This window comes from Sphaerospermopsis sp. FACHB-1194, from assembly GCF_014696235.1.
GTDB classification, from domain to species: Bacteria; Cyanobacteriota; Cyanobacteriia; order Cyanobacteriales; family Nostocaceae; genus Sphaerospermopsis; species Sphaerospermopsis kisseleviana.
This window is the reverse complement of record NZ_JACJPU010000006.1, coordinates 98,017-122,470: the sequence shown is the minus strand read 5'-3', so window position 1 is coordinate 122,470 and position 24,454 is coordinate 98,017. Positions and strand designations below refer to the sequence as shown.

Sequence of the window (24,454 nt, the reverse complement as noted above, 5' to 3'; positions counted from 1 at the left end):
GCACATTCAAGTATAACTGCTCTGGGAATGATGAAATTGGGAAATTGCCGATCAAAGTGAGTGAATCGCTGGAATAGATTTACAGTATCTCTAGGAAAGATTTTATGCGTCTTTTAGGAGGATATGGCTTCAGGCCTGAAAAATATCAGCACTTTGGCAGATGTTGATGCCAGAGGCAATTACAGGAAGAAAGATCCCCTAAGCTTTATGTTAATGCTACAGTACCCGCTTTATGACTTTCTAGCAACCGTACCCAGTTGCTCCCAAACAAGCACTCTGGCAGTGGTGCTGGAGATTTTGGAGAAAGAACAGTGCGATCGCTTGGTAGTGGTAAATCAACAACAAAGTCCCATAGGATTATTGTATTCTGCCCGTTTAATCCCAAAATTATTAACAGCAGCCAGTGGTGAAACGTTTTTAAATCTACAGCAATCAATTTCCACTTTGAGTCCTAGTCTGATTTCGCCCATCAAAACCATACCAGCTTCTGAACCACTGGATAAATTAAGTTTGTTTTTACGTCACCAACAAAACCAAAAAAATAAAAATTTAGATTGGGCGTTGATTGATGCAGATGGTAAATTTTTAGGTCTGCTAGATAACCTACGCCTACTCAGCTTTTTAGCTAAAAATAAAGTTACAATTGCCTCTAAAGTTGCTGGGACGACGGAAAATAATACTAGAAGAAAAAATCGCTCTTATAAGCAGAATCAACATCAATCACCGAGATATAACGCTTTAGTGCAGTTATTGGAAAGACTGCCTTGGCCTTTAATGTTGCAAACAAGCACTGGTGAAGTTTTAACACAAAATCCTGCTTGGTGGCAACAATTGGGAGTTTTGAAAGATCCAGAAGGAATTAGGCTACAAGTAGAAACTATCCTATCTCCTGTCAGGCGTGAAGACCCAGAATATATCCATCGACAAACATTCAAGGCTTATTCTGATGCACCTATTAGCAAGGGTGCAACTGAAGATGCTGTGACGCTGATGCCAGAAGCCAGAGGTCATAACTTGCCTACAAGCAGTCAAGCGCCTCACTCCACATCGGTTTTAGCAATGATACAGGAGCAGCAAGGAAAAGCAAATGCTACATCCAGTCATTGCTATTTGGATGCTAAACAAGGTACTTGTACTTGTGTTGTTCAGGTGCAAAATGGTCAAGAGCGAATTTGGCAGTTTGCTAAAATCCTCTTGGATAGTCCTGAATTAAAAGTTGGGGGTGGTGATGCAGAAGTTGTCAACTCAACTAATAATTCAGCAAATTTCACTGATAATTTGTGGTTGGTTTTAGCTACGGATGTGACCGAACAACAACAGCTTTTTAAAGAATTGGCAGCTAAAAATGCTGATTTAATTCAACTTAATCGGTTAAAGGATGAGTTTCTAGCTTGTATTAGCCATGAATTAAAAACGCCGTTGACAGCAGTTTTAGGCTTGTCAAGATTACTGGCAGATCAACAATTAGGAGAACTGAACGAAAGACAAGCACGTTATGCGGGTTTGATTCATCAAAGTGGCCGTCATTTGATGAGTGTGGTGAATGACATTTTAGATTTGACGCGGATGGAAACGGGACAGATGGAACTGACTCCATCGCTGGTACAGATTCGGGAAGTGTGCGATCGCGCTTTATCAGAAGCCAGAACACTTCACAGTCAACCGAGCAAAAGCACCGATTTTTCAGATGATCACCAATTCAGCCTGACCATTGAACCTGGTTTAAAGGAGATGGTAGCAGATGAATTACGCTTGCGGCAAATGCTGGTACACTTACTTTCCAACGCCTTTAAATTCACTGAAACCACTGGGAAACTGGGGTTGCGGGTAAATCGCTGGGAAGGATGGATTGCTTTTACAGTGTGGGATACAGGTATTGGTATTCCTGAACATCAACAACATTTAATCTTTCAAAAATTCCAACAGTTAGAAAATCCCCTAACTCGCCAATTTGAAGGCACTGGTTTAGGGTTAGTATTAACAAGGGCTTTAGCTCGATTACATGGTGGAGATGTGAGCTTTTTGTCTCGTGAAGGTAAAGGTAGCCAGTTTACATTGTTATTACCTCCTTCTCCTCCCAAAACCAGTTTTTCTGAATCAGAGGGGGGAAATTTAGAAGTACATCAACCTATTTCTTCTCAAAGGTTAATATTAGTAGTTGAGGCAGTAGCGCGATATATTGAAGACCTGACCCAAAATCTGAAAGGTTTAGGTTATCGGGTGGTGATTGCGCGTTCAGGGACAGAAGCATTAGAAAAAGCGCGGCGCTTGCAACCAAAAACGATCTTTTTGAATCCCTTACTACCCCTGCTTTCCGGTTGGGATGTACTGACTTTACTAAAATCTGATAGTGCAACTCACCATATTCCTGTGATTATCACCGCTACGGGGGCAGAAAAAGAACACGCTTACGCTAACAGGGCTGATGCTTTCTTGAGTTTGCCAGTGGAACATCAAGCTTTAGTACCCATTCTAGAAAGATTGTGTGCTACACCAGAAGTTCAGCAGGTAGGTTTAACAAATACCGATATTGTACCGGAAAAAACTCCGTTGCGGATTCTGCGGTTGGTGAATCCAGAATTAGAGTCTGTTAATCCCCAACCCTCCCTGCGTGAACATCGAGTCATTGAAGTAGATGATTTAGATCAGGCAGAAATTTTAGCGCGGGTGTGGCAGTTTGATGTGATTTTGTTGGATGTTGACAGTTCTAATGCCCAACATTATCTGCAACACTTGATGAAGTACCAAAGGTTAGCAAAATTGCCTTTGGTGACTTGTGATGTAGCCACAACCTTGGCAGCTTCCCAAATACCAGGATTGGGTGTATTTCCTTGCTTAACGCCATTGGGTAGGGAAAATGAGCATGGTCACGGCAAACCAGATCCTTTATTATCAGTGTTGGAAATTGCTTCTAATATTGGTTGTCCTCCTAATATTTTAGTCGTAGATGTGGCTAAGTTGGGTGATTTGCCACAGGTAAAACGCAAGTCAGCTAAGGGTTATAGGTTACAAAAGAAATCTGCTGTACAAGATATTAACCAAACACTCACAAATGATCAGGAAATGGGTTATTCTGCACAGAATAATGAAAGGGGATATGAGTGGTTTCAAGCTTTAATTCAGTATTTACAAACTGCTGGTTTTAAAGCTGCTATGGGTAACTCTTGGACTGAAGTTTTGCAACAAATTCGCCATCAAAGTGTTGATTTACTATTAATTGGTTTGGGAGAATCTGCTGCTGATAAAGAAGCACAAGAAGCGTTAAAAGCTTTGTCAGATTTATCAGATTTATCTTTTAATTTACCTCCAATTTTGGTAATTGATAAAAAATTAAATCAGGTAAATACAGCCATTGATCAAACCCAAAATAATCAAAATAATGATTATTTGTTGGGAGAAATACCCGAAAGTATCGCTATTCAGAGACTGCCTCATTCGATTTCAATGGCAGACTTATTAAATCAAATTAATCAAGCATTAGGAAAGGGGTAGTTGATAATTGACAATTGATAATTGACAATTGTCAACCTATTCCCTTGTTTACAAATTACGAAATTTTCATTTTTTCCTTTTTATCTTGTTTAATACGTTGGAAGGGTATGCGAATCAAATTATAAGCTCCTTTAGTGGCAATATCTTTGTAATTATCTGGTGGTAAGTCCATTTCCATCAACTTTTTATGTTCGGCTAAAAGTAGTAATGATGGTGGATTAGTTTTTTTGGCTGCTTGAGTGTGAATATAATCTAAAGCTTCTTGTGCAGCAGAAAGGTAAGTGACTTTTTTTTGTGAGTAGAAAGTTACTGTTGGTTTTTTGAAACCTACCATGACTAATTCTTCATTAGGTTGTTTTTCTTCAACTGCAAGTACAGATAATTGTCTTAAAGGTGCTTGTCTTTGTGCATCCATCATAAATAATGCTGGCATTAAAACAATTGCCAAAAATGCTACAAATCCCACAATATTAATAGCGATGATGGGACGGAAACTACGAATTAATATGAAAGCGGCGATAATAATCGCAGTAACCAGCCAAATTATACCCCCCCAATTTGTTAAACCTGAATTTTGAATTTGCTGGTAAAGTTCCGGTGCTGCGGGATCTGTGCCTACTAATTTGAAGAGGTTAAATAAGGCGACTGCTATTGTAGATACAAAGGCAACGTTTACCCAACTGCTGATGCGGAAAGATTTTTGTGTTTGGGTGTGGGAAAATAGATCACTCCAAAATAAAGCTACCAGAATAGCTGCTGCTGGCATTAAAGGTAATACATAACTGGGAAGTTTGGTGACAGCGATGGTGAAAAACCCAAATACACCTAAAAACCAAAAACAGACAAATAAACCTAAGTGTTGAGAACGTTCTTGGTTGAGAAAGTGGGAACGCCGCCAAAATTTTAGTCTAGCTATAGATGCAGGGATAAAAACTGAATATGGTGCAAACCCCAATAACACGACTAAAAAGTAAAAATACCAAGGCGCTGAGTGACCGTTAACTACTTCTGTAAAGCGTTCTATGTTGTGATAGCCAAAAAAGGCATTAATAAAATTCCAGCCATTGCGCCAAGCCACTAAGATGTACCAGGGAGCAGATACGAGGAAGACTAGGAATAGTCCGAAAATTGGGCGCATTTCTCGCCATAGTTGCCAGAATTTGCCTAAGTATACGGCAAAGGCGATCATGATGAAACCTGGTAAAACTATGCCGACTGGACCTTTGGTTAAAATTGCTCCACCCATCAACACATAACTAGCTAAATACCATTTATTAGGGAAGCGGGAAGGGGTGGAATTTTGAGCGTATCCCAAAAAGAAACATAGTAAGGCGGAGGCTATACAACCGGTGAGTAACATATCAGATACACCGATTCTTCCCCAAACTATCATTTCTGGGTTGAGTGCCATGATAGCTGATGCTAGGGCGGCTGTTAGGTAACGACGGGTGGGGTTTGCTGTTTGTTCTAGTTGATCTTTTTTGGCAAAATGCCACTGCACAATGTAGAACGATAAAGCTGTGACAGCAGTTGCGGCTAGTGCTGAGGGTATACGTGCTGCCCATTCGTTTACGCCCATAATAGAGTAGGCGATCGCTTGACACCAATAAATTAACGCTGGTTTGTCAAACCGAGTTTCACCATTAAAAAAGGGTGTGATCCAATCTCCTGTAACTAGCATTTGCCGGGAAGCTTCGGCGAAAAGTGGCTCTGTTTCGTCAACTAAGCCGATACTACCCAAATTCCAAACAAAAGCTATGAAGTTAATCAACAGCAACCAGAGTATAGCAATAGTCACAGCAGGGGCTGGACGCTGTTCTATGTTTTTAAACCATTGGTCAATAGGAGGGCGATCGCTCAATTTTATCCTCATAAATCCATATTTACAGACACGGTAAATTGTGTCTTTCCCATAAACACAATAATTCAAAAGTCGTTTATTAGTTATATTTTGTTCTCAGGTCACAGCTAGAGTGTGGGGTGTGGGTAAACCTACCGTATTTGCGACAATAAAAAACTTTTGAAACAACCTCTAAAGTGGTTTTACCTGTTTGTTCCGGGATAAATTTAGATGAGGGAATAGGGAATAGGTGACAGGGTACCCATTAAGGAATTAATATTAATTCCCATTCTTCGGTTTGGGGATTCCATTTTGGTGAGGGAGTTTTCCCAACAACATAAGGACCCCAATAGCGTCGAGAGCCATCTTGGGCAAAGGCCACTAAAATATCTCCTTGATCTAGTTTTAAATTACCCTCTGGCAGAGATAAAATTAAACCTTTTTCACTACCTTCTTGGGGATCAAAATCCCAATGTGCCGGAACATTATATTTATTTTTATTGGCTGAGGTATTTTTAACTGTTGAATGTTGCCCTAAGAGGACCAAACGCACAGGCTGATTTGTTTTATTACTCATTCGCAAACTGCCAAAGTTTGTAGTTTGATCAGTTTGGGCAGGTGAATTTTCTGTAGTGGGTTTTTCTGTTTGCTTGCTGGTTGCACTGGCGACATTAGTTGTACTAGCAGATAGAACTTGCTTTGACGCACTTGGTGAGTTTGTCTGTTTTTCTAATGTAGCGGTTTGATCTGTCAGTGTTGATAAAATGTCTGGCTGCTCAGGCTCAAAGGATACACTCAGTCCTAAGCATCCGGCTACAAGTCCTAGTAATCCTAATGCAAAAGTTATCACTGCCAAATTGCGATACATAGAAAATTTCATAATCATACTTTTTAGAGATAAGATTTTTTTCAGTTGTGATTGGTGATTGGTGATTGGTGATTGGGAAAAATATAATTAATTACCTATTACCTACTACCTATTACCCAGTCCCCAGTCCCCAGTCCCCAGTCCCCAGTCCCCAGTCCCCAGTCTCCAGTCCCCAGTCCCCAGTACCCAGTCTCCAGTCCCCAGTCTCCAGTCCCCAGTCCCCAGTCCCCAGTCCCCAGTCTCCAGTCCCCAATATGCAAAATACTCGTCTTAACAACCTATTCAGTACCATTGCTAGGAGTGTGGAGCAATGGTTTGTTAATCCTTGGCGGCGCTTATCCCTACTTTTAATCAGTTGGTTATTTGGTTTTTTTATGGGATCGGCAGTATCTACTACCGCTGGACAAAAGGCCGAGTTGGATATGGTGGCCGCTGCTTTTTTGGTTTTACTAACGGAGATCACCAGCAGGATTTTTTACAGTCGCCGCTTTTTGGCTAGACAAGCTCTGTGGGTGGAAACTCTGAACTTTCTGAAAGTTGGTTTCATCTACAGTCTATTCTTAGAAGCCTTTAAGCTGGGTTCGTAAGATTTCAATGATGGACAATTAACAATGAAAAATTGACAATTACCTCTCCGGTTCAAGTCAGAGTCTTGAAAAAGCAGAATTTTTGGCTTTTTTCCCTGAAAAGGGAAGTTTTTCAGCGTTGAATGAAACAATTATCAATTGTCAATTATCAATTGATCAAGTTATTTTGGTAATGGGTGCTAGTTATGCTCAGTGAGTGGCTAAATGAATTTTTGCTCACAGGTGAAATAGATGCTGATTGGCAAGTGTTAGCACAAGCAGCAACACTGGCTGATCCTGTGAGGACAAAGGTTTTTAATATTACCCCCGACAATGTAACTCAAGTTATTCAAGAGCGATCGCAGCTACTGAAATCGGTTTTCCCTGCTTTTAGCCAATTTTGTGAAAATAACCTGCAAATTCCCATTCAGGCTATGTTACAGGTATTGTGGGATTTATGGCTACCGTTGGGAATGAAAATTGCATCCCAGCGACAAAAGTTAGGCAGACCTTTCATTCAGGGGATTTTAGGTGGACAAGGTACTGGTAAAACCACAATGTCCCGGATTCTCAGTTTGATTCTCCAGGAGTTGAGATACTCTACTTTAAGTTTATCTTTGGATGACTTATACAAAACATACAGCGATCGCTTGACTTTAACGCAGCAAGATCCCCGTTTGATTTGGCGTGGTCCACCAGGAACTCACGATATCGACTTAGGTTTAAGTGTACTCGATCAAATTCGTCAAGGCAACAGTCCTGTGACAGTTCCCCGCTTCGATAAATCTGCTTACTCTGGTGCTGGCGATCGCTCTACCCCAGAAATAGTTACCAACATTGATATAGTCCTGTTTGAAGGTTGGTTTGTGGGTGTACTACCCATTGATCCCCAAGCTTTTACTACCACACCACCCCCCATTATCACAGATGATGATCGGGCTTTTGCTCGTGACATGAATCACCAACTGCAAGCTTATTTACCACTATGGCAACGCTTAGATAGCTTGATAGCACTTGATCCCAGCGATTATCGTTGTTCTTTAGAATGGCGTAAACAAGCTGAAAGAAAAATGATCGCTGCTGGTAAATCCGGCATGAATGATCCACAAATCGAGGAATTTGTCAATTACTTTTGGCGTTCATTACATCCAGAATTATTGATCAAGCCATTATTAAGATCCTCGAAAGTTGATTTAGTCATTCAAGTGAATACTGATCACTCTTTTGGTGCAATCTCTAGTTATCACTCTGACAAATGTTAACTGAAATTACACCTGTTTAACCATCAGAATCTCAATCAAACGTTCTATTGAAATCCTTTGACTAAATCATAAAAAGGTTGCCAGTTGTCTGACTCCACAATTGGTTGCCAAATAGACTCAATCACTGGTCTTAATAAATTTGCTTGGGGATTATATTTAGCTAAAGTTTGGGAAATTGTCTGCATTTGCTCAGGGTCAAAATTATTCAGGATTTTATGATAAAGCAGACACCAATTATCAAAAATATTTGATGAACCTACAGATGGTACAATCTCACAACCATTCATTACTAAAGCTGGTTCATCACGCCATTTAATTGAAAAAGTCTGCGCCATATCTGCGAAAAATTGATGATAATTAATTTGACTATCTTTCAAAAAAGTAACTGTCAAATCTAATAAATCATCACCTTCCGCTAAGTTACTATCTTCAAAACCTAACTTTTTCAACATTAAATTTCGATATTCCAGATGATAGTATTCGGCAAATTTACCTAAACCATGATGCAAATCAGCAAGATCAATGATTGCTTTTAACGGTTCTTGCAATAGTTCTAAATTCAGATGACAAATACTTGGTTGCTGTCCGTAACAATAGCGGCGATAATAATCAAAATAAGCAGCAGTAAAGTATAGATCATAGGAAGGAATAAAAGCATAAGGTCCATAATCAAAACTTTCACCGGTAATTGACATATTATCAGTATTTAAAACTGCATGACAAAAACCTGCTGCCATCCATTGCGCTACTAACTCGGCTACTCTTTTGACTAATTCAGCATAAAATAAAGCATATTTATCATCTTCATTTTTCAAGTTTGGGTAATATTCATCAATCACATGATCTAACAATTTCTTAGTTAAATCAGGACGTTTCAAATAATGCAATCTTTCAAAAGTTCCAAACCGAATATGAGATTTACTCATTCTAATCATGACTGAGGAACGAGTGGGAGAAGGTTCATCACCACGCCATAAACTTAACCCGGTTTCAATCATACTTAAACAACGGGAAGTTTTCACACCTAAACGATGTAATGCTTCTGCGGCTAAAACTTCTCTAACTCCTCCTTTCAGAGTGAGCATTCCATCACCACCACGGGAGTAAGGTGTTCTTCCTGAACCTTTTGTCCCAAAATCATATAATTCCCCATCTATTCCCCTAACTTGTCCGTAAAGAAACCCTCTACCATCGCCTAAATGGGGATTATATTCACCAAATTGATAACCGTGATAACGCAATGCTAAAAATGGTTTTCTGCTTTGAAATTTACCAAATGCGTGAATAAAATCTTCGTCTTTTACTGTTGTTGCTTCAAGTCCTAAGCGTGGTAAAATTGCATTATTACGCCAGCGCAAAATGTGTTGAGGAAATTCTTCGGCTGCGACTTCATCATAGTAATCATTACCTAATGATTCTAAGGCACTTTCATATTTAAGTGATAGTAAAGGATTACTTGAAGTGGTGGGATTTGGAGTTTCAGCAAGTGTCATTTTTAGTAGTTTTTAATTGGTGTTCTCTTTATCTTACATTATAGGGAATAGGGAATAGGGAATAGGGAATAGGGTTAAAAAATCAATTCTTTATCCTGACTCCTGACTCCTGACTCCTGACTCCTGACTCCTGTTAATACGGTTTCCAGTTATAATTAGTTAAACTGGTAAGTATATGATCTTCCCATTGACCATTAATTAATAAATAGTCTCTAGCATATCCTTCAATTACAAAACCTGCTCTTTTTAATACATTACCACTACGGCGATTATGGGGCATATAATTGGCCATGATCCGGTGAAAATTTAGTTCATTAAATATATATTTATTTCCCGCTTTTAATGCTTCTGTCATGTAACCATGACCTTGTGCTGCTTCTGCTAAACTATATCCAACATTACAAAAACTAGCTGCTCCGCGTATAAAATTACTGAAGTTGAGAACGCCGATTATTTCTTTGGGGTTGTTTTGATGATGTATAAAGAATCTTAAACCGCAACCGTGAATAATTTCTAGATGATATTGCTCAATTTGATATTGCCAATATTCTGCTGTGAAAAAACCATCAGCCCAAGTAGGTGAAAATGGAGTAAGATGGTCTTTATTTATAGTAAAATATTTGATGATTTGCGGTATATCTTCGGAAGTAGCTACTTTTAAAAATAAGCGGTTAGTTTTAATTAGTGGCAGTTCTGATTTCATATACTAAAATTATTATTTTGCTGTTTTTGCTGTAATTTTGTTTATTTTGGTAACATTCTAAAAAAGGATAGTCACGGTGGGAATACGCTACAATTGGCAAAAAGATGAGATTTTGGCTATTTATAATACACCATTTCTAGAGCTTGTTTATCAAGCTGCTACTGTACATCGGCAATTTCATAATCCTAAACAAATACAGGTTTGTAAGTTGATATCTATTAAAACTGGTGGTTGCCCGGAAGATTGTGGTTATTGCGCTCAGTCGTCACGCTATAAAACCGAGGTAAAACCGGAAGCACTGTTAGAAAAAGAAACTGTGCTAAATATTGCTAAAAAAGCAAAGGAAACCGGTGTAAGTCGGGTGTGTATGGGTGCTGCTTGGCGGGAAGTGCGGGATAATTCCCAATTTGAGCAAGTCCTGGAGATGGTAAAAGATGTCACCTCTATGGGTTTAGAGGTTTGCTGTACTTTGGGGATGTTAACTGCAAACCAAGCTCAAAGTTTGGAAGATGCGGGATTATATGCTTATAATCACAATTTAGATACGTCTGAGGAATATTATAGCACTGTGATTACTACTCGGACTTATGGCGATCGCCTAAACACCATTGAAAACGTCCGCACGACTAATGTAACCGTGTGTTCTGGTGGTATTCTCGGTTTAGGTGAAAGCATTGAGGACCGGGTAGGAATGTTATACACCCTTTCTAATTTACAACCCCATCCCGAATCAGTACCTATTAATATTCTCTCACAGGTTGAGGGTACACCGTTGGCAAATCAGCCGGCAGTTCCGATTTGGGAAGTGGTGCGGATGATTGCCACTGCTAGAATTATTATGCCCACTTCTGATGTGCGTTTAAGTGCGGGGAGGGCGAAACTTTCCCAAGTTGAACAAGCTTTATGTTTTATGGTGGGTGCTAATTCGATTTTTTCCAGTGATGATAATAAGATGTTGACGGTGACTACTCCCTGTCCTGATTATGATGCAGATCGGCAAATGTTGAATTTATTGGGTTTAGAAATGCGGCCACCGTTTGAGAAGCAGGGGAAAACACCTGCTGGTCAGGTGACAGAGTAGAAAACCTGTTAGGGTTTGAGTTTGTTTATCAAGGGCGGGAAAACCCGCCTCTAGAAAGGGTTTTAGGGTGAATAATTAGGAATTAGATGATCTTGGCGGAACGTAGACCAAATAATAAACCAACTGCGATACCCATAAACACGACTAAAAATGCAATGTATTCAACGATAGCCATTTGTATTACTCCAGAAATTAGTTCACTAAATATATTGAATCATTAATAATTCGTAATTCGTAATTCATAATTCATAATTATCAACTACTACCCATTCACCAGTCACCATTCACCAGTCACCAGTACCCAAACTGCGATAAAATACGCGAAATTGTGATGATATCAGGGTTGTTAAATGAGTTCTGTAATTAAAGTTGATATACCAGAAAATTCTTATGAAATCACTGTTGCACCAGGGAGTTTAGATCAACTGGGTGAACAGATGACGGGTTTAAAACTGGGTAAAAAGGTACTGTTGGTTTCTAACCCGATGATATTTAAACATTATGGGGAAAGGGCGATCGCCTCTTTAAAAAATGCTGGTTTTGATGTGGTTCACTACAACCTCCCCCCTGGAGAACGCTACAAAACTTTAAACTCCATCCAAAAAATCTATGATGTGGCCTTAGAACATCGGTTAGAACGTTCCTCAACGATGGTCGCTTTAGGTGGTGGTGTGGTTGGTGATATGACTGGGTTTGCTGCTGCTACTTGGTTAAGAGGAATTAATGTTGTCCAAGTTCCTACCAGCTTATTAGCAATGGTAGATTCATCTGTAGGTGGTAAAACCGGCGTTAACCATCCTCAAGGTAAAAACTTGATCGGTGCATTTCACCAACCCAGTTTAGTATTAATAGATCCTGAAGTCCTGAAAACCTTACCAGTAGCCGAATTTCGGGCGGGAATGGCGGAAGTGATCAAGTACGGCGTAATTTGGGACGCTGAATTGTTTACTCAATTGGAAGCGAGTAAGCACCTTGACCAACTCCGCTATGTAAAATCCGACCTGATAAATTACATATTAACTCATTCTTGTCAAGCGAAGGCAGATGTTGTCAGTCAAGATGAAAAAGAATCTGGACTGCGGGCAATTTTGAATTATGGTCATACTATCGGCCATGCGGTGGAAAGTTTAACCAATTATCGCTTGTTGAAACATGGTGAAGCTGTGGGTATTGGCATGATAGCAGCAGGGGAAATTGCTGTAAAATTGGGACTTTGGCAAAAAGCCGACACAGAACGTCAAAATGCACTGATTAAAAAAGCAGGTTTACCGACAAAATTACCAGCAGGTTTAGATATTGCAGCGATTATTGATGCTTTGCAATTAGATAAAAAAGTCAAATCTGGGAAAGTGCAGTTTGTGTTACCTACCCAAATAGGTGCAGTTAAAGTGACAGACGAAGTACCAACGGATACTATCAGGCAGGTATTAGAGGAAATGGCAGGTTAAAGCATTTCCACATCAGTTTAGCGGGCAAGATGCAACCTCCTCTAAGATACAAGGTTGGGTTGAGGAACGAAACCCAACATCTTCAACAATTTGTTGTTTTTATACAATAGGTTGTTTAAGTATAAAATTTCGTTAACCGAATAGTATTGGACGATGTTCTTGATCTATTCGCCTTGACCAGCAGCCAGATAGATCGTGTTTTAGGGCTTCAGGTTGTCCTGTGCCTTCAAATGGATTACGTTGTACTTCACGAATTAGTTTAATGATTTTTAATGCTTTTTTACGATCAGTTTCGATCCACCAAGCTAAGTCCTCAAAAGCATCCATATCAAATTCCAAGTTTTTCACAGGCTGCTTCCAAAGAAATTCCTTCTTGACGTTTTCTAGCTGCAAGTAATCTTGCTTTCATGGCTGAACTGCTTAATAGATAAGCGGTTTCTCTCTCAGCCATTATTTCTTGCCAAAGGGCAATGGGTACAACTACGGAAACTGTTGGCCCTTCTGAATCACAAATATATTGTAATGCGTTATTCATAGCTGCGAATATAACTTACTGGGTTGTTAACAATTATAATTGCAAAAGTTTTGATGAGCTATTGGTGTTAGCGGTAGCTTACCGTAGGTATCGCTCTCTCACATCCAAAAAAAGCGAACTGCTTGCAGCAGCGATTCGCTATCGCCCCTCCACATCCCAAAAAGCGATCGCACCTGCAAAACCCTCATTATCAAAGCGATCGCACCCCCACATCCCCCAAACAGCGATCGCTAAAGGCGATACCTACTATTCTCTGAATAGCAAAGCGTCCCATGAGAGATCCGGTAATATTTAAAACTTAGGTAATAAATCTGCTTGTTTGCAAATTGCATTTGCCGTAATGCGATCAATTGTGCGATGTCTTTTGACAGGAATAGTTTTTAGATCATTAGTATAAATCGAATGATTTCCACCTTCCCGTAATAAATAATATCCGTTTTCTTCTAAATATTTAATTAAATCTTTTCGTTTTACTGACATAATCAAACTTCTACCGGAATTTGTTCAAGTAAAGAGCTTCCTGTGGGAATTTCTTTATTTTGTTGACGATAAGCAATGATCATTTCTTTGAGAGCATCTTGTAACATAATTCTACATTCTTCTAAGGTTTCTCCTTCAGTAATAACTTCTTGCCATTCAATCAGTTGTCCCATATAGCCGCTATTAACTTTTGTATATTTGGCAGTGTATGTAGTTAGCATTATTTTCTTTTTGAAGATAATTACATATAATTAATTATAAACCTATTTTTACCAAAAATGCAAGGTGTTAGTATTGCTAAACCCCTACAAATCATAGATGGTAGATGAGTGATCGCATTCCCAACAAGCGATCGCACTCCTCCACATTCTCAAAAAGCGATCGCCCATAATCACAAGCGATCACCATTAAATACCTGAATTACATAAGATTCAAATAGCTGCAAACTCAGTAAATTTCCGTTTGTATGGAGCTTTAAATGCTAAAACTATATCTTGTTTAGGAACTCCAACTTCTACTAATTCATTAGCAATTCCTATTTCCGTTCCATCGCGTTCAATCCAAATTTTACCGTCTTTAATTTCTATATAAATAATACATCCAAATATTCGCGTTAAATCTTGCCAACCAAGATTAAGAACTTGATATCTATCACGCTCTGTATCAAATATTAATTTAACTTCTGTCTGACTATGGAAGCTATTTTTTACATGATTTTCCAGAATTTTTTGGACTATTTCTTTGTAATTTAGTCTCTCCATATCACAATCTCCTCTTGTTCTGGGTTAAAAATTAGTAATTTTAGTTCATACTCAGTAATTATTCTCTGAATAAATCTTCACTAAAAAACTCATTATAAACATCTACGGGAATAGCTAAATACAGCATCCGCTCAGGTTCAGTCAATTTCAAAGCTGAACGGTAATTGAGACATTGACCAAGTGCTAGGTGAAATTCAGTTACTTCTGATGCTCCTAAAAGCGATTCCTACGGAGCGCTTCGCTATCGCACCTTCCACATCCCAAAAGCGATCACCCCTTCACATCCCCAAAAGCGATCGCCCTCTCACATCTCCTAAAAGCGATACCTTCAGTGGGCTTCGCTATCGCACTTTCGTATCAATATACTTCATCATGAGTTCCCAAATTGAGCAACAAAATAGCTTCTTGTTGGTCTTCAGTATTTTCAACAAATTCAAACAAAATACGATAATTATAGTCAATTGAACAAGACCAGACATTAGCTAACTCACCTTTTAGTTTGTGAGTACGTAAACTAGGATAAAAAGGATCTTCAGCTAATTGCAATAAAGTTTGTTCAATCAGAGGTCGAAGATTTGGATATTTTCGGATTAGACGTTTAAAAGAACGCAATGATTTAGGAGTCCAAGCGATGTTCATGGTTGATCAAGTTCTCCTAAGAATTGATTAACTGAACCAAATTGAAAGTTTCCTTCATAAAATTCCTGACGAACTTCTGTAATTTCTTGAGATAGTTTGGTTCTTTTTGCTTCGTGCAGTCTTTTTTGCAGAAGGTTAAGTAATATTTCTTGATCTTCTATTGATAAAATTTCGACTGACTCAATAGCTTTCTGGAATGCTGATGTTTTCATGGCTGTACTTAATTAGTTTGACTTATTTTAATTTAATGGTATCGTTCTTTTTGAAGTTTTGCGATCGCCCCTTACATCCCAAAAAGCGATCGCCCTCCCACATCTCCAAAAAGCGATTCCTACGGAGCGCTTCGCTATCGCCCTCCCACACCCCAAAAAGCGATCGCCCTCCCACATCACAAAAAGCGATTCCTACATCCCTAAAAAGCGATCGCACCTCCCCACATCCCCAAAAAGCGAACTGACAAGTCAGCACTTGCGCTATCGCCCCCTCAATACCAAAACTTAGTTTAGGATAGTGATTTGATGAGAGGTTGAGTAATAATTTTTCTGTTTTTAGCTACCTGTTTTTTCCTTAAATCTTGACAAATTTCATGCAAATCATAATTAAAAGATTTAGCGTGTTCTTCTCGAATTTTGTAAATTTCTTCTAATACTTCATCTTTCCACATTGTTAATCTCCCATAAGTTCATAGGGTGTACAAATTGTTGGTAGTTCATATCCAGATTGAATACTAATTTGTGAGAGTTTTTTCTGGATTTGTGCGTTAGCGATATGTTTACAGTTCCATGTTAACAAATAATCTACTTTATAAACAGTGGCTAAGGCAATATGCAAAGCATCATCAGATGCTTTAGGAGGAAGATTGCTTTTTATCAGAAATTGCTGGGCTAATTCTTCCACTGCTTCATTGATTGCTAATAATGGTAATTCACTTATTAGCTCTAGTCTTTTAGTAGCTATTTCTTGATCTCCTCTCGCTAATTCTTCTAAAACTACTTCCGAGATATATAGAGTAAAATTTTGCCGACGAGTATCCCACCAATTTTGTGTAATTACTGAATTTGAAGCAGTAATTAGATTAGTGCTTGGTCTAATTGTAAGATAGCCAATAACACTGGTATCAAGATATAAACTTTCAATCATTATTAAATACTTATAAAATGATTTATTTTTGTATTATATCATGTCTAATGTTTCCTGCTTTAAATTCTAAGAACTCGATAAATTTAATTACTTCATTGCGCTGTTCAAGAGGTAATTGTTTAATTTTAGCGATCGCCATTTCTAAAGTGATCATTTATTTGTTTTTCCTGTAACTTTAAGTTACTTCTATTTTAGCAAATGATTTTTAGGTCGTGCTTCGCGATCGCCCTCCCACATCCCAAAAAGCGATCGCTTAGAGAAAAGGATTAATAATTTGTAATCCTTCCACTGTAAAACCGTGTTGCATATCCTCTGAATAGAGTTGATTCACATTAACTGATAGTGCGCTGGCGATAATTAAACTATCCCAAAATGAGAATAAATATTTTGTTCTTAATGTGGATGCTGTTAACAATATATTCAAATCAAGTTCAATGATATGATGAATTTGATCAAAACCTTGAATAAGATTTTGAATTTGATTTTCAGAAAAATTTCCTTTTTTGATTAAGTTTACACAAACTTCATTGATTACCTGGGTACTTAAATAAAGTCCTGTTTGTGTGGCTAGATGGTTAGCAATTTGATGTTTTCGGATATCTTGACTCTGATTAAGTGCATATATCCAGATATTTGAATCTAAAAATGTCATTTTTTTATTCGTTTTCGTAAATTTCTTCTCGTTTCATTGGAGTTAATTTTTCTATATTTAACGGATGTTCTAATAAATATTGGAGGTAATTTCCAGACTGTTCAGAAGTGTCTTGTTGAAGAGTGACTTTAACTATATTGGGTTGTTTTAACTGTTGTTGGTACTGTTCGGGAATTTTGATCATCCCATTTTCAATAGTGGTTTGAAATTCTACTGTAATCATATCTATTTTCCTAGTCTTTATTTGCTTGTTAGTTCTATTATACCTCAGTTTATTTCCTTTACCATTCCTGAAAGCATCAGAGGATGTTTTAAAAGTCGCTGATGGTGTATCAACTATTTCTAGATCCCCCTAAATTCCCCTTGAAAAGGGGGACTTTGACTCTAGTTCCCCCCTTTTTAAGGGGGGTTAGGGGGGATCATGAAGTGCCTAAAATCACGATCCAAAACTTTTCAAACACCCTCTCACATCCCAAAAGCGATCGCACTCCTCCACATTCTCAAAAAGCGATTGCACTTCTCACTTCCCCAAAAGCGATTCCTACGGAGCGCTTCGCTATCGCACTCCCACATTCTCAAACAGCGATCGCCCTCTCACATTCCCAAACAAGCGATATCTTTGGTATAATTAGAATATTAGTTTAATTGCAATATTAAGAACATACTATGACTGTACAACGGTGGAATGATGAAATGCTTGATGATTTGGCTTCCAGTGTGACTGAGTTGCGAGAAAGTATAACTGAAGTTAGGGAAAGTATAACTGAAGTTAAAGATAGCATAGATGGGTTGAGAGTAACGGCTCAAGCATTGCTACAAGTAGCTGCTCAAAATCAGCGTGAAATGGAATTGATCAAACAAAGACAAGCTGAAAGCGATCAGCGATTTAATATTTTATTGGAGGAAGTCCGTTATTTAACTCGTGGAAATAGAGATGATTAGTTCTCGATTCTCCACATCCCCAAAAAGCGATCGCCCCCCCACATCCCAAAAGCGATCGCACTCCCACACCCCAAAAAGCGATCACCCCCCCACATCCCAAAAGCGATCGCCCATTCCCACATCCTCAACAAGCGATCGCACTTCCTCCACATCCCAAACAGCGATCGCATATTTACCAAATCGTTTTTACATGGGGATAATTTAAAATTTTGGCATCACAGGTAACAAGGGGAATTTCATAACGTCTAGCAATAGCAACTAAAATTCTGTCTGCTGGATCTTTGTGAAAATTGTCTGGTAACTGTGTACTGGCAATTGCATCTATGGGTGATAAAGGTTCTATGATTATACCTGAATGAGTTTGCGCTAACTGATACCATTCATCAATGGGTAAAGGCAAAACTAATTTACCGACACTAGATTTAACTGCTACTTCCCAAACAGAAATAGCGGAAACTAATAAGCCATTTTGAGATTCTTCACTTTCAATAGCTGCTTATGCTGCTTGTGATAATTGACTAGGATCGTGAAGTAACCATAGCCAAATATGGGTATCTAGTAAAATCATTCTGCTAATGCTTCCCAAAGTTCCGGCAAAGGTTCATCAAAATCATTAGCAATGGTAATAGGTTTTCCTCTCAGTGGGTAATTTTTTGTAGTTTTTGTTTCTTGGGAAGCAAGATCAATGTTTCCTGCTTTAAATTCTAAGAACTCGATAAATTTAATTACTTCATTGCGCTGTTCAAGAGGTAATTGTTTAATTTTAGCGATCGCCATTTCTAAAGTGATCATTTATTTGTTTTTCCTGTAACTTTAAGTTACTTCTATTTTAGCAAATGATTTTTAGGTCGTGCTTCGCGATCGCCCTCCCCACATCCCAAAAAGTGATCGCCCTCCCACATCCCAAAAAGCGATCGCCCTCCCCACATCCCCAAAAGCAATCCTGTCAAAAAATCAACCAGCTAAAGACTTCTTGAACGTTTAGCTCTAATGAAATCCCTGTAAGAACAGGCAGACGATCACTATTTTTAAATTCCCTCACTCGGCGATCGCTATCTACAACTAAAATGCTTTCATCTTCAGCATCTAGCAACCATCCCAATTCCGTCCCATACTCGGCACAGTGTAATAGTTTGGCTAGGACTTGTTTATATTTTTGATCGGGCGAGAGAATTTCAATCGCCCAATCGGGATAAATTTCAAAACGATTGGCAATCCGTCCTGACGACAATCGAGGAATTCGCTCCCAACGAAATACAGCTATGTCAGGAACGATCGCTAATCCACCAAAAACACAGCGTAGTTCGGGAAAGGCTTTGGCGATTTTTTGAGGTTTGGCAATTTGATTAATTCTTTCGCAGAGGTCAATCTGAAGTTGACTATGTTCCCCTTGAGGCATCGGTTTTTGTATGATCTGTCCATTAATAAATTCGGAAGCAGGTTCTGTTTCTGGTAATTGCAAAAACTCTTCGATTGTTACGGGTCTAATTGCTGTAACTATCATCGCTTCATACCCTCCAAAATCTCTTTAATTGTAACAGCGATCGCCCTCCCACATCCCCAAAAGTGATCGCCCTCCACATTCCCAAACAGCGATCGCCTTCGGTAAAGTTTTCAAACGCCCTCTAAGACTAACGTATGTTATAGCCTACACAACAAAGATTAATTACAAATCATCTTCTACCAATTCAGCTATCTTCATGATTGATTTTAAAGTCCCAAGTTTTAAATCTTGATTGTACAGGAATAGAAATAATTTTACTTTCATCAGGTTTTTCATAAATATGGTGACTGCCTGTAATTTTTTTGATAATCCAACCTTTGTTCTCAACAATTTTACATAATTTTTTCCCAGAAATTGATTTCATACTGCAATTTCAATCACTTGTGAGATTGGATCTGGTTTTTGAATTTCATTTGCTACTTCTAGCCAACCTTGTATAGCATCTTGAAGATTATTAATTAATTCTTCCATTGTATCCCCTTCTGTTATACAACCAGGAAGTGCAGGTACTTCAGCCCAGTAACCCCCTTCTTGGGCAGGATAAATAATAGCTTTAATTTTCATTGATTTTACATTTGGAGTTGTTTACCTGAACCAATTTTAACAGATTAATTTAATTCCAAAAATTTCTCCATTGAGAGCGAACTGACAAGTCAGCACTGGGACGATCGCATTCCCACATCCCCAACAAGCGATCGCCCTCTCACATTCCCAAACAAGCGATATCTTTGGTATAATTAGAATATTAGTTTAATTGCAATATTAAGAACATACTATGAGTGTACAACGGTGGAATGATGAAATGCTTGATGATTTGGCTTCCAGTGTGACTGAGTTGCGAGAAAGTGTGACTGAGTTGCGAGAAAGTGTGACTGAAGTTAGGGAAAGTATAACTGAAGTTAAAGATAGCATAGATGGGTTGAGAGTAACAGCTCAAGCATTGCTACAAGTAGCTGCTCAAAATCAGCGTGAAATGGAATTGATCAAACAAAGACAAGCTGAAAGCGATCAGCGATTTAATATTTTATTGGAAGAAGTCCGTTATTTAACTCGTGGAAATAGAGATGATTAGTTCTCGATTCTCCACATCCCCAAAAAGCGATCGCTCCTCCACATCCCAAAAAAGCGATCGCCCCTCCACACCCCAAAAGCGATCGCTCCTCCACATCCCAAAAAAGCGATCGCCCCTCCACACCCCAAAAGTGATCGCCCTCCACATCCCCAAAAAGCGATCGCCCTCCCACATCACAAAAAGCGATTCCTACATCCCTAAAAAGCGATCGCCCATTCCCACATCCTCAACAAGCGATCGCACCTCCACATCCCTAAAAAGCGATCGCACCTTCCTCATCCCAAAAAGCGATCGCTCTCCACATCCCCAAAAGCGATCGCATACCAAAAAATATCATCATAAAATCAGTAATTGATTATCTTGGAGTTATTCCAATAACTTTCAAGTGCTTCATTAGCATCATTTGAAAGATATTCAAAATTCTCCTTGATATATGTTAGGAATAGGGTTACAGCTATTTTTTGATCGAAAGTCAATTGAGTAGTCCAAGAAATAAATAATTCACTTAATTCTTTATCCTTGGAGTTATTGGGGGCTATCAGCTTATAAATGGTAAATTCTAATACGTTACTATTCATATGGTTTAGTCCAGAAGTGTTGAATGTTAAGAAATCTGTGATAAAAATAGCCCAAAATATATTAAAATTTGAGCAAGCTATATCAAAATATTGATTTGATCATGATTATAAATTCATTTCCCAAGATTGTCAAAGACATCCTCAAATCCTTGCCAAAAAATGATTATCCGGTTTTGAACACCCGTCTTTAAGTTGAGTGTTGGTTGGGTTATGCCTTGGATAATAGTTTAACAAGTATGAGGGACTTATTTAAAAGATTAAACAATACAGGGATTGATGTAAGGATTTCGACTTTTTCCAAGGCTAACACACACAGAAATCAAGAAATCTTCCAAAAGATTTATCATCAATTGAATAAATTAGTCCAGAAAAAAGCTCACAAAAAGTTACATGATAAATACGCCATTTGTCCAATTGATTCTACAGTAATTACCTTAACAAGTAAGTTACTATGGGTTTTAGGACATCATCAAGTAAAACTTTTTAGTTCCCTCAATCTGTCAACAGGAAGTCCAGAAGATAATTTGATAAATTTTGGACATAATCATGATTATAAATTTGGTTCATCAATGATGTCTAATTTACCGCAAGATGCTGTTGGGGTAATGGATAGAGGTTTTGCGGGACTAAATTTTATGCAGGAATTAGTGCAAAAAGACAAATATTTTGTAGTGCGAATTAAGAATAATTGGAAACTAGAATTTGAATCGGGAACTGGATTAGTCAAAATCGGTTCAGCGAGTGATGCTCCCGCTTATAGGGTAGTTAATTTTTGTGATTTAGAAACTAAAACTGAATTTCGCTTAGTCACGAATTTACCGTCAGATGGAGAGGCAGCAGTTACAGATGATGAAATCAGGGATATTTACCGTTTACGTTGGGGAGTTGAATTATTATGGAAATTCTTAAAGATGCACCTAAAACTAGATAAATTAATTACCAAAAATGTTAATGGTATTGGCATACAAATTTATGCCAGTCTCATCGCTTATCTAATTTTACAACTTGTATCTGTTCCTCAAGAATGGGGTAATAAAATGTTAGATAAATTCCGCTATCTTCAAGCTTGTATGTGTCAACAAATTAGTTATGTTCATTGGATGGAAGATAGTAAATATTTACACGATTAAATTAAGTATTGTAACGATTGTTTTCAAATTACAACAAATTATACATGGTAGGGGCAATTCATGAATTGCCCCTACGGAAATATAGCGCAACCTCACATAGAATTGGTATGATGACGTGACTTATACTGATAACATACACCGCATAGGGCAGCTAAAAATACCCAAAATAATGTACTTAACCGTAAATCAAATGTTGTGACATCGACTGTATTAAATATTATCCAACCGATAAAGGCTAATAAATAACTAAAAAAGATGATTCTGTTTTCTGGTTCTAAAGATTCTGATTTCCATAGAATTTGACTAGAAGTAATTAAAATCCAAATTAGTAACCCACAAAATAACAAAGTGGTAATTAAACCGGTTTCTGCTGATAACATTAAAAATAAGTTGTGGGGATGACCTAAGTCTATCTGCATTTTGGTTTTATAAAGTCCGCTAAAACTGCGTAAACCCCAACCTGTAAAGGGATGTTGTTGTGTTAAATTCCAAGCAAATTCCCATTGAGTTTTTCGCATTAATGCTACTGGTCGATCAGGGTACATTTGATCATTTAACCGCGCCCAGATAAAATAAGGAACGAAACGACGGAAAAATTGAGCGATCGCTTCTGGTGCAAAAGCTGCTAACAATATGCTAGTGGCAATACTCAAAAAACCAGCGACAACTAACCGCCAACCTTGATATAAAGCATAAGCTAAACAGGTAATAATCGCTATTCCCCAAGCATTTCTAGAGTTGGTTAAAATCAAAGCTAAGAAATTAGCAATTACTGTTATTGTTAAGAAAATAATGGGATGGTAATTAGTTGTGATTTTCTGTGGGATTTTTTGTTGGAGTTTTTGATAATTGTCTAGCCATAAACCCAAACCCAAAATAAAAATTGTCACCAAATAAGCGGCTAAAGTATTGGCGTGCATGAACACAGAAGCCATACGTCCGGGTGGATCTCCTCCGGGGGCAATTGTCAAATCTATTAACACCCAAAGAAATTGTATTTTAAAACTCCAACCTAAAAATAATTGTCCAAAACCGATAATTACCACAGGTAAAGAACCTATGATCATAATCCAAGCTATTCGCCATAATTGAGCAGGTGTTTGAATTAGGGAAGTTAATCCGGCAAATACAAAAAAATAAGGTAATAAGTTGAATAAACCCAGGAAAGCCTCTAATTTATGAGAGGCAAACCCGGTAGTTATCAACAACAATAAACTTAAAATTGCAAATCCTTTGTGTAGGGGTTTTTGGCTAATGGTGCGGTATTTTTTCGCCCAAGTTATTAATGATGCCAAACAAATAGTTACAGCCCCCAAAAATGGATTGACAGGGAAAACAAGCAACCCAAATTGAAGACTGTTCCACGCAGGTTGCAAACTAAAATCAGGATGATAAAAAGCCTTGTTCAAGCTAACTCCCAACATTCTGCACGGGTGAGACGAATTTGCGCGAGGGTGAAAATAGTAGGAATAATGCGACCATAGTTAGTAGCGATCGCTCTCCAACCTAAATCAGCAAAAAACCAAGCCCACATCATTGGTCCGACAACAGCAAATACTGTGCGAACTGCACTATATCGGGCTGCACTTACAGTCATTCCCCTTCGCGCCATTTGTGCTGTGACATAGCTTTGAAACTGTTTGCTGGCTACTTGTGTACCTGTAATTGCGGCTTCTTTGGCTACTTGATAGGTAGCTAAATGAATGGCAAATTGACGGGCAATTTGTTGAAGTACATAAGGCTGAATCACGGAAGTTACAGCTAAAGCACTACCACCTTTGAAAATTAATCCTAAAGGATCTTTTTGTAATGACAGAGGTAATGGTTTTTGCTCCTCTGATGATAATAACTGACGTTGTATTTTAGTGGCAATTTTTTGTTGTTCTTGTTTTGGCAATTTTTTCCACACCTTTCCTAAAAGATGCAAAAATACCTCTGCTTCTAAATCAATGGTTGCTAAATCGTCATAATAAGGAATTTTCAAATATTTACATACTTGAATTAATGCTTGTCGGTAAGTTACTTGATCAGTGCGCCCCCGTAATACCGTGATCCCATCAGCCGCTAAAAAGCGAAAGCGGTTTTCTATTGCATCTAACCAAGCTTGACGATCTTGGCTTTGCACTACGATGGGTTCGGGTGTGTGAACATAATCTAGGGGATTAAATTTGCGACTAAACAGAATAGCTGTTAAGTCTTGTAGTTCTTCTTCGGTGGCTAACTCTAGTACCGCCCTTAGTTCATCCAATTTCCCATCCTCCCTTCCAT

At 38.3% G+C, this 24,454-nt stretch carries 37 protein-coding genes and 2 pseudogenes; 12 read left to right on the top strand and 27 right to left on the bottom strand.

Translation table 11 applies throughout. The features are described from left to right. Positions 1–207: 207 nt before the first annotated feature. Positions 208–3,492 (top strand): ATP-binding protein, encoded by a 3,285-nt coding sequence (locus H6F45_RS05845; RefSeq protein WP_190346730.1) that lies wholly within the window; start codon positions 208–210, stop codon positions 3,490–3,492. Between the two features lie 55 nt (positions 3,493–3,547). Here the strand turns inward: H6F45_RS05845 and H6F45_RS05840 are convergent, their stop codons facing one another. After that, positions 3,548–5,365: a glycosyltransferase family 39 protein gene (locus tag H6F45_RS05840; RefSeq protein WP_096571705.1), complete on the bottom strand. Its 1,818-nt coding sequence runs from the start codon at positions 5,363–5,365 to the stop codon at positions 3,548–3,550. Positions 5,366–5,597: 232 nt separating this feature from the next. Next, positions 5,598–6,212, bottom strand: coding sequence for a hypothetical protein (locus tag H6F45_RS05835; protein WP_096571706.1), 615 nt, complete (start codon positions 6,210–6,212; stop codon positions 5,598–5,600). 242 nt (positions 6,213–6,454) lie between these two features. Here H6F45_RS05835 and H6F45_RS05830 point away from each other — a divergent pair, with 242 nt between their 5' ends. Both H6F45_RS05830 and H6F45_RS05825 read left to right on the top strand, forming a co-directional pair. After that, positions 6,455–6,787 (top strand): DUF565 domain-containing protein, encoded by a 333-nt coding sequence (locus H6F45_RS05830; protein ID WP_096571708.1) that lies wholly within the window; start codon positions 6,455–6,457, stop codon positions 6,785–6,787. A gap of 185 nt (positions 6,788–6,972) precedes the next feature. Beyond that, on the top strand, positions 6,973–8,028 hold the full coding sequence (locus tag H6F45_RS05825; protein ID WP_190346716.1) for a glycerate kinase: 1,056 nt from the start codon (positions 6,973–6,975) through the stop codon (positions 8,026–8,028). A 44-nt stretch (positions 8,029–8,072) separates the two neighbouring features. Here the strand turns inward: H6F45_RS05825 and H6F45_RS05820 are convergent, their stop codons facing one another. Both H6F45_RS05820 and H6F45_RS05815 read right to left on the bottom strand, forming a co-directional pair. Further along, on the bottom strand, positions 8,073–9,521 hold the full coding sequence (locus tag H6F45_RS05820; RefSeq protein ID WP_190346715.1) for a YdiU family protein: 1,449 nt from the start codon (positions 9,519–9,521) through the stop codon (positions 8,073–8,075). A gap of 133 nt (positions 9,522–9,654) precedes the next feature. Beyond that, positions 9,655–10,224 (bottom strand): GNAT family N-acetyltransferase, encoded by a 570-nt coding sequence (locus tag H6F45_RS05815; protein ID WP_137666280.1) that lies wholly within the window; start codon positions 10,222–10,224, stop codon positions 9,655–9,657. A 76-nt stretch (positions 10,225–10,300) separates the two neighbouring features. Here H6F45_RS05815 and bioB point away from each other — a divergent pair, with 76 nt between their 5' ends. Continuing rightward, a complete protein-coding gene (gene bioB / locus H6F45_RS05810; RefSeq protein WP_190346714.1) occupies positions 10,301–11,305 on the top strand; it encodes a biotin synthase BioB in 1,005 nt (334 codons plus the stop codon). An 82-nt stretch (positions 11,306–11,387) separates the two neighbouring features. On the opposite strand, the gene petL is transcribed toward bioB, so the two are convergent. After that, on the bottom strand, positions 11,388–11,480 hold the full coding sequence (gene petL, locus H6F45_RS05805; protein WP_096571713.1) for a cytochrome b6-f complex subunit PetL: 93 nt from the start codon (positions 11,478–11,480) through the stop codon (positions 11,388–11,390). Positions 11,481–11,655: 175 nt separating this feature from the next. Here petL and aroB point away from each other — a divergent pair, with 175 nt between their 5' ends. Continuing rightward, positions 11,656–12,753: a 3-dehydroquinate synthase gene (gene aroB / locus H6F45_RS05800; protein WP_190346713.1), complete on the top strand. Its 1,098-nt coding sequence runs from the start codon at positions 11,656–11,658 to the stop codon at positions 12,751–12,753. Between the two features lie 132 nt (positions 12,754–12,885). Here the strand turns inward: aroB and H6F45_RS05795 are convergent, their stop codons facing one another. Then, positions 12,886–13,101 carry a Txe/YoeB family addiction module toxin gene (locus tag H6F45_RS05795; RefSeq protein ID WP_322743365.1) on the bottom strand — a complete coding sequence of 72 codons (216 nt, stop codon included), beginning with the start codon at positions 13,099–13,101 and terminating at the stop codon, positions 12,886–12,888. Beyond that, positions 13,082–13,288, bottom strand: coding sequence for a prevent-host-death protein (locus tag H6F45_RS05790; protein ID WP_190346712.1), 207 nt, complete (start codon positions 13,286–13,288; stop codon positions 13,082–13,084). The genes H6F45_RS05795 and H6F45_RS05790 overlap by 20 nt, the downstream gene beginning before the upstream one ends. Positions 13,289–13,349: 61 nt before the next feature. On the opposite strand from H6F45_RS05790, the gene H6F45_RS05785 reads away from it, so the two are divergent. After that, entirely contained in the window at positions 13,350–13,583 is a 234-nt protein-coding gene (locus H6F45_RS05785; protein WP_190346711.1) for a hypothetical protein, read from the top strand. On the opposite strand, the gene H6F45_RS05780 is transcribed toward H6F45_RS05785, so the two are convergent. The 12 genes and pseudogenes from H6F45_RS05780 to H6F45_RS05730 all read right to left on the bottom strand — a co-directional run bounded on the left by H6F45_RS05780 (position 13,580) and on the right by H6F45_RS05730 (position 17,183). Next, positions 13,580–13,768, bottom strand: coding sequence for a type II toxin-antitoxin system HicA family toxin (locus H6F45_RS05780; RefSeq protein WP_002765632.1), 189 nt, complete (start codon positions 13,766–13,768; stop codon positions 13,580–13,582). The two genes, H6F45_RS05785 and H6F45_RS05780, sit on opposite strands and share 4 nt — an antisense overlap. Before the next feature lie 2 nt (positions 13,769–13,770). Then, the gene (locus H6F45_RS05775; RefSeq protein ID WP_002765634.1) at positions 13,771–13,989 is read right to left on the bottom strand and encodes a type II toxin-antitoxin system HicB family antitoxin; all 219 of its coding nucleotides are present in this window, start codon (positions 13,987–13,989) and stop codon (positions 13,771–13,773) included. A gap of 210 nt (positions 13,990–14,199) precedes the next feature. Further along, on the bottom strand, positions 14,200–14,529 hold the full coding sequence (locus tag H6F45_RS05770; protein ID WP_190346710.1) for a XisI protein: 330 nt from the start codon (positions 14,527–14,529) through the stop codon (positions 14,200–14,202). 58 nt (positions 14,530–14,587) lie between these two features. Beyond that, a pseudogene (locus tag H6F45_RS26390) lies at positions 14,588–14,692 on the bottom strand (element excision factor XisH family protein); the annotation flags it as partial. Positions 14,693–14,886: 194 nt separating this feature from the next. Beyond that, the gene (locus H6F45_RS05760) at positions 14,887–15,168 is read right to left on the bottom strand and encodes a type II toxin-antitoxin system mRNA interferase toxin, RelE/StbE family (protein WP_137666283.1); all 282 of its coding nucleotides are present in this window, start codon (positions 15,166–15,168) and stop codon (positions 14,887–14,889) included. After that, complete coding sequence (locus tag H6F45_RS05755; RefSeq protein WP_027400994.1) at positions 15,165–15,380, bottom strand: hypothetical protein; 216 nt, start codon at positions 15,378–15,380, stop codon at positions 15,165–15,167. The genes H6F45_RS05760 and H6F45_RS05755 overlap by 4 nt, the downstream gene beginning before the upstream one ends. Before the next feature lie 22 nt (positions 15,381–15,402). Next, positions 15,403–15,636 (bottom strand): hypothetical protein, encoded by a 234-nt coding sequence (locus tag H6F45_RS05750; protein ID WP_190346709.1) that lies wholly within the window; start codon positions 15,634–15,636, stop codon positions 15,403–15,405. Between the two features lie 34 nt (positions 15,637–15,670). Continuing rightward, positions 15,671–15,832 carry a hypothetical protein gene (locus H6F45_RS05745; RefSeq protein ID WP_190346708.1) on the bottom strand — a complete coding sequence of 54 codons (162 nt, stop codon included), beginning with the start codon at positions 15,830–15,832 and terminating at the stop codon, positions 15,671–15,673. Positions 15,833–15,834: 2 nt separating this feature from the next. Next, on the bottom strand, positions 15,835–16,308 hold the full coding sequence (locus tag H6F45_RS05740) for a type II toxin-antitoxin system VapC family toxin (RefSeq protein WP_137666284.1): 474 nt from the start codon (positions 16,306–16,308) through the stop codon (positions 15,835–15,837). Positions 16,309–16,330: 22 nt separating this feature from the next. After that, a complete protein-coding gene (locus H6F45_RS26930; protein ID WP_265586230.1) occupies positions 16,331–16,462 on the bottom strand; it encodes a hypothetical protein in 132 nt (43 codons plus the stop codon). 99 nt (positions 16,463–16,561) lie between these two features. Beyond that, positions 16,562–16,960 (bottom strand): PIN domain-containing protein, encoded by a 399-nt coding sequence (locus tag H6F45_RS05735; protein ID WP_190346707.1) that lies wholly within the window; start codon positions 16,958–16,960, stop codon positions 16,562–16,564. A 4-nt stretch (positions 16,961–16,964) separates the two neighbouring features. After that, entirely contained in the window at positions 16,965–17,183 is a 219-nt protein-coding gene (locus tag H6F45_RS05730; protein WP_096571719.1) for a hypothetical protein, read from the bottom strand. A gap of 203 nt (positions 17,184–17,386) precedes the next feature. Here H6F45_RS05730 and H6F45_RS05725 point away from each other — a divergent pair, with 203 nt between their 5' ends. The 3 genes from H6F45_RS05725 to H6F45_RS05715 are packed head-to-tail and all read left to right on the top strand — an operon-like array spanning position 17,387 to position 18,107. Beyond that, positions 17,387–17,605 carry a hypothetical protein gene (locus H6F45_RS05725; RefSeq protein WP_190346706.1) on the top strand — a complete coding sequence of 73 codons (219 nt, stop codon included), beginning with the start codon at positions 17,387–17,389 and terminating at the stop codon, positions 17,603–17,605. 21 nt (positions 17,606–17,626) lie between these two features. Next, on the top strand, positions 17,627–17,902 hold the full coding sequence (locus H6F45_RS05720; protein WP_137666287.1) for a hypothetical protein: 276 nt from the start codon (positions 17,627–17,629) through the stop codon (positions 17,900–17,902). Next, on the top strand, positions 17,895–18,107 hold the full coding sequence (locus H6F45_RS05715) for a hypothetical protein (protein WP_190346705.1): 213 nt from the start codon (positions 17,895–17,897) through the stop codon (positions 18,105–18,107). The genes H6F45_RS05720 and H6F45_RS05715 overlap by 8 nt, the downstream gene beginning before the upstream one ends. Here H6F45_RS05715 and H6F45_RS26385 read toward each other — a convergent pair. The 6 genes from H6F45_RS26385 to H6F45_RS05690 all read right to left on the bottom strand — a co-directional run bounded on the left by H6F45_RS26385 (position 18,075) and on the right by H6F45_RS05690 (position 19,970). Then, positions 18,075–18,350: a type II toxin-antitoxin system VapC family toxin gene (locus H6F45_RS26385; protein WP_347237709.1), complete on the bottom strand. Its 276-nt coding sequence runs from the start codon at positions 18,348–18,350 to the stop codon at positions 18,075–18,077. The two genes, H6F45_RS05715 and H6F45_RS26385, sit on opposite strands and share 33 nt — an antisense overlap. Positions 18,351–18,466: 116 nt before the next feature. Continuing rightward, on the bottom strand, positions 18,467–18,694 hold the full coding sequence (locus H6F45_RS05705) for a DUF2281 domain-containing protein (protein WP_137666290.1): 228 nt from the start codon (positions 18,692–18,694) through the stop codon (positions 18,467–18,469). 32 nt (positions 18,695–18,726) lie between these two features. Next, positions 18,727–18,852, bottom strand: a complete 126-nt coding sequence (locus H6F45_RS26925; RefSeq protein WP_268932391.1) for a hypothetical protein — start codon at positions 18,850–18,852, stop codon at positions 18,727–18,729. Beyond that, positions 18,849–19,406 (bottom strand): Uma2 family endonuclease, encoded by a 558-nt coding sequence (locus H6F45_RS05700; RefSeq protein WP_137666291.1) that lies wholly within the window; start codon positions 19,404–19,406, stop codon positions 18,849–18,851. Before H6F45_RS05700 ends, H6F45_RS26925 begins: the two co-directional genes overlap by 4 nt. A gap of 184 nt (positions 19,407–19,590) precedes the next feature. Further along, positions 19,591–19,770, bottom strand: coding sequence for a type II toxin-antitoxin system HicA family toxin (locus H6F45_RS05695; protein WP_242052559.1), 180 nt, complete (start codon positions 19,768–19,770; stop codon positions 19,591–19,593). Continuing rightward, on the bottom strand, positions 19,767–19,970 hold the full coding sequence (locus H6F45_RS05690) for a type II toxin-antitoxin system HicB family antitoxin (RefSeq protein WP_028091145.1): 204 nt from the start codon (positions 19,968–19,970) through the stop codon (positions 19,767–19,769). The genes H6F45_RS05695 and H6F45_RS05690 overlap by 4 nt, the downstream gene beginning before the upstream one ends. A 211-nt stretch (positions 19,971–20,181) precedes the next feature. On the opposite strand from H6F45_RS05690, the gene H6F45_RS05685 reads away from it, so the two are divergent. From H6F45_RS05685 to H6F45_RS05675, 3 genes and pseudogenes are all read left to right on the top strand, one after another. Then, positions 20,182–20,478: a hypothetical protein gene (locus H6F45_RS05685; RefSeq protein WP_028091146.1), complete on the top strand. Its 297-nt coding sequence runs from the start codon at positions 20,182–20,184 to the stop codon at positions 20,476–20,478. Beyond that, positions 20,471–20,833 (top strand): hypothetical protein, encoded by a 363-nt coding sequence (locus H6F45_RS05680; RefSeq protein ID WP_190346704.1) that lies wholly within the window; start codon positions 20,471–20,473, stop codon positions 20,831–20,833. The genes H6F45_RS05685 and H6F45_RS05680 overlap by 8 nt, the downstream gene beginning before the upstream one ends. Positions 20,834–21,157: 324 nt before the next feature. After that, a pseudogene (locus H6F45_RS05675) lies at positions 21,158–22,186 on the top strand (IS4 family transposase). A 92-nt stretch (positions 22,187–22,278) separates the two neighbouring features. Here H6F45_RS05675 and H6F45_RS05670 read toward each other — a convergent pair. Then, positions 22,279–23,610: an O-antigen ligase family protein gene (locus tag H6F45_RS05670; RefSeq protein ID WP_190346703.1), complete on the bottom strand. Its 1,332-nt coding sequence runs from the start codon at positions 23,608–23,610 to the stop codon at positions 22,279–22,281. Beyond that, positions 23,592–24,434, bottom strand: a complete 843-nt coding sequence (locus tag H6F45_RS05665) for a YaaW family protein (RefSeq protein ID WP_137666295.1) — start codon at positions 24,432–24,434, stop codon at positions 23,592–23,594. Before H6F45_RS05665 ends, H6F45_RS05670 begins: the two co-directional genes overlap by 19 nt. Positions 24,435–24,454: the final 20 nt, after the last annotated feature.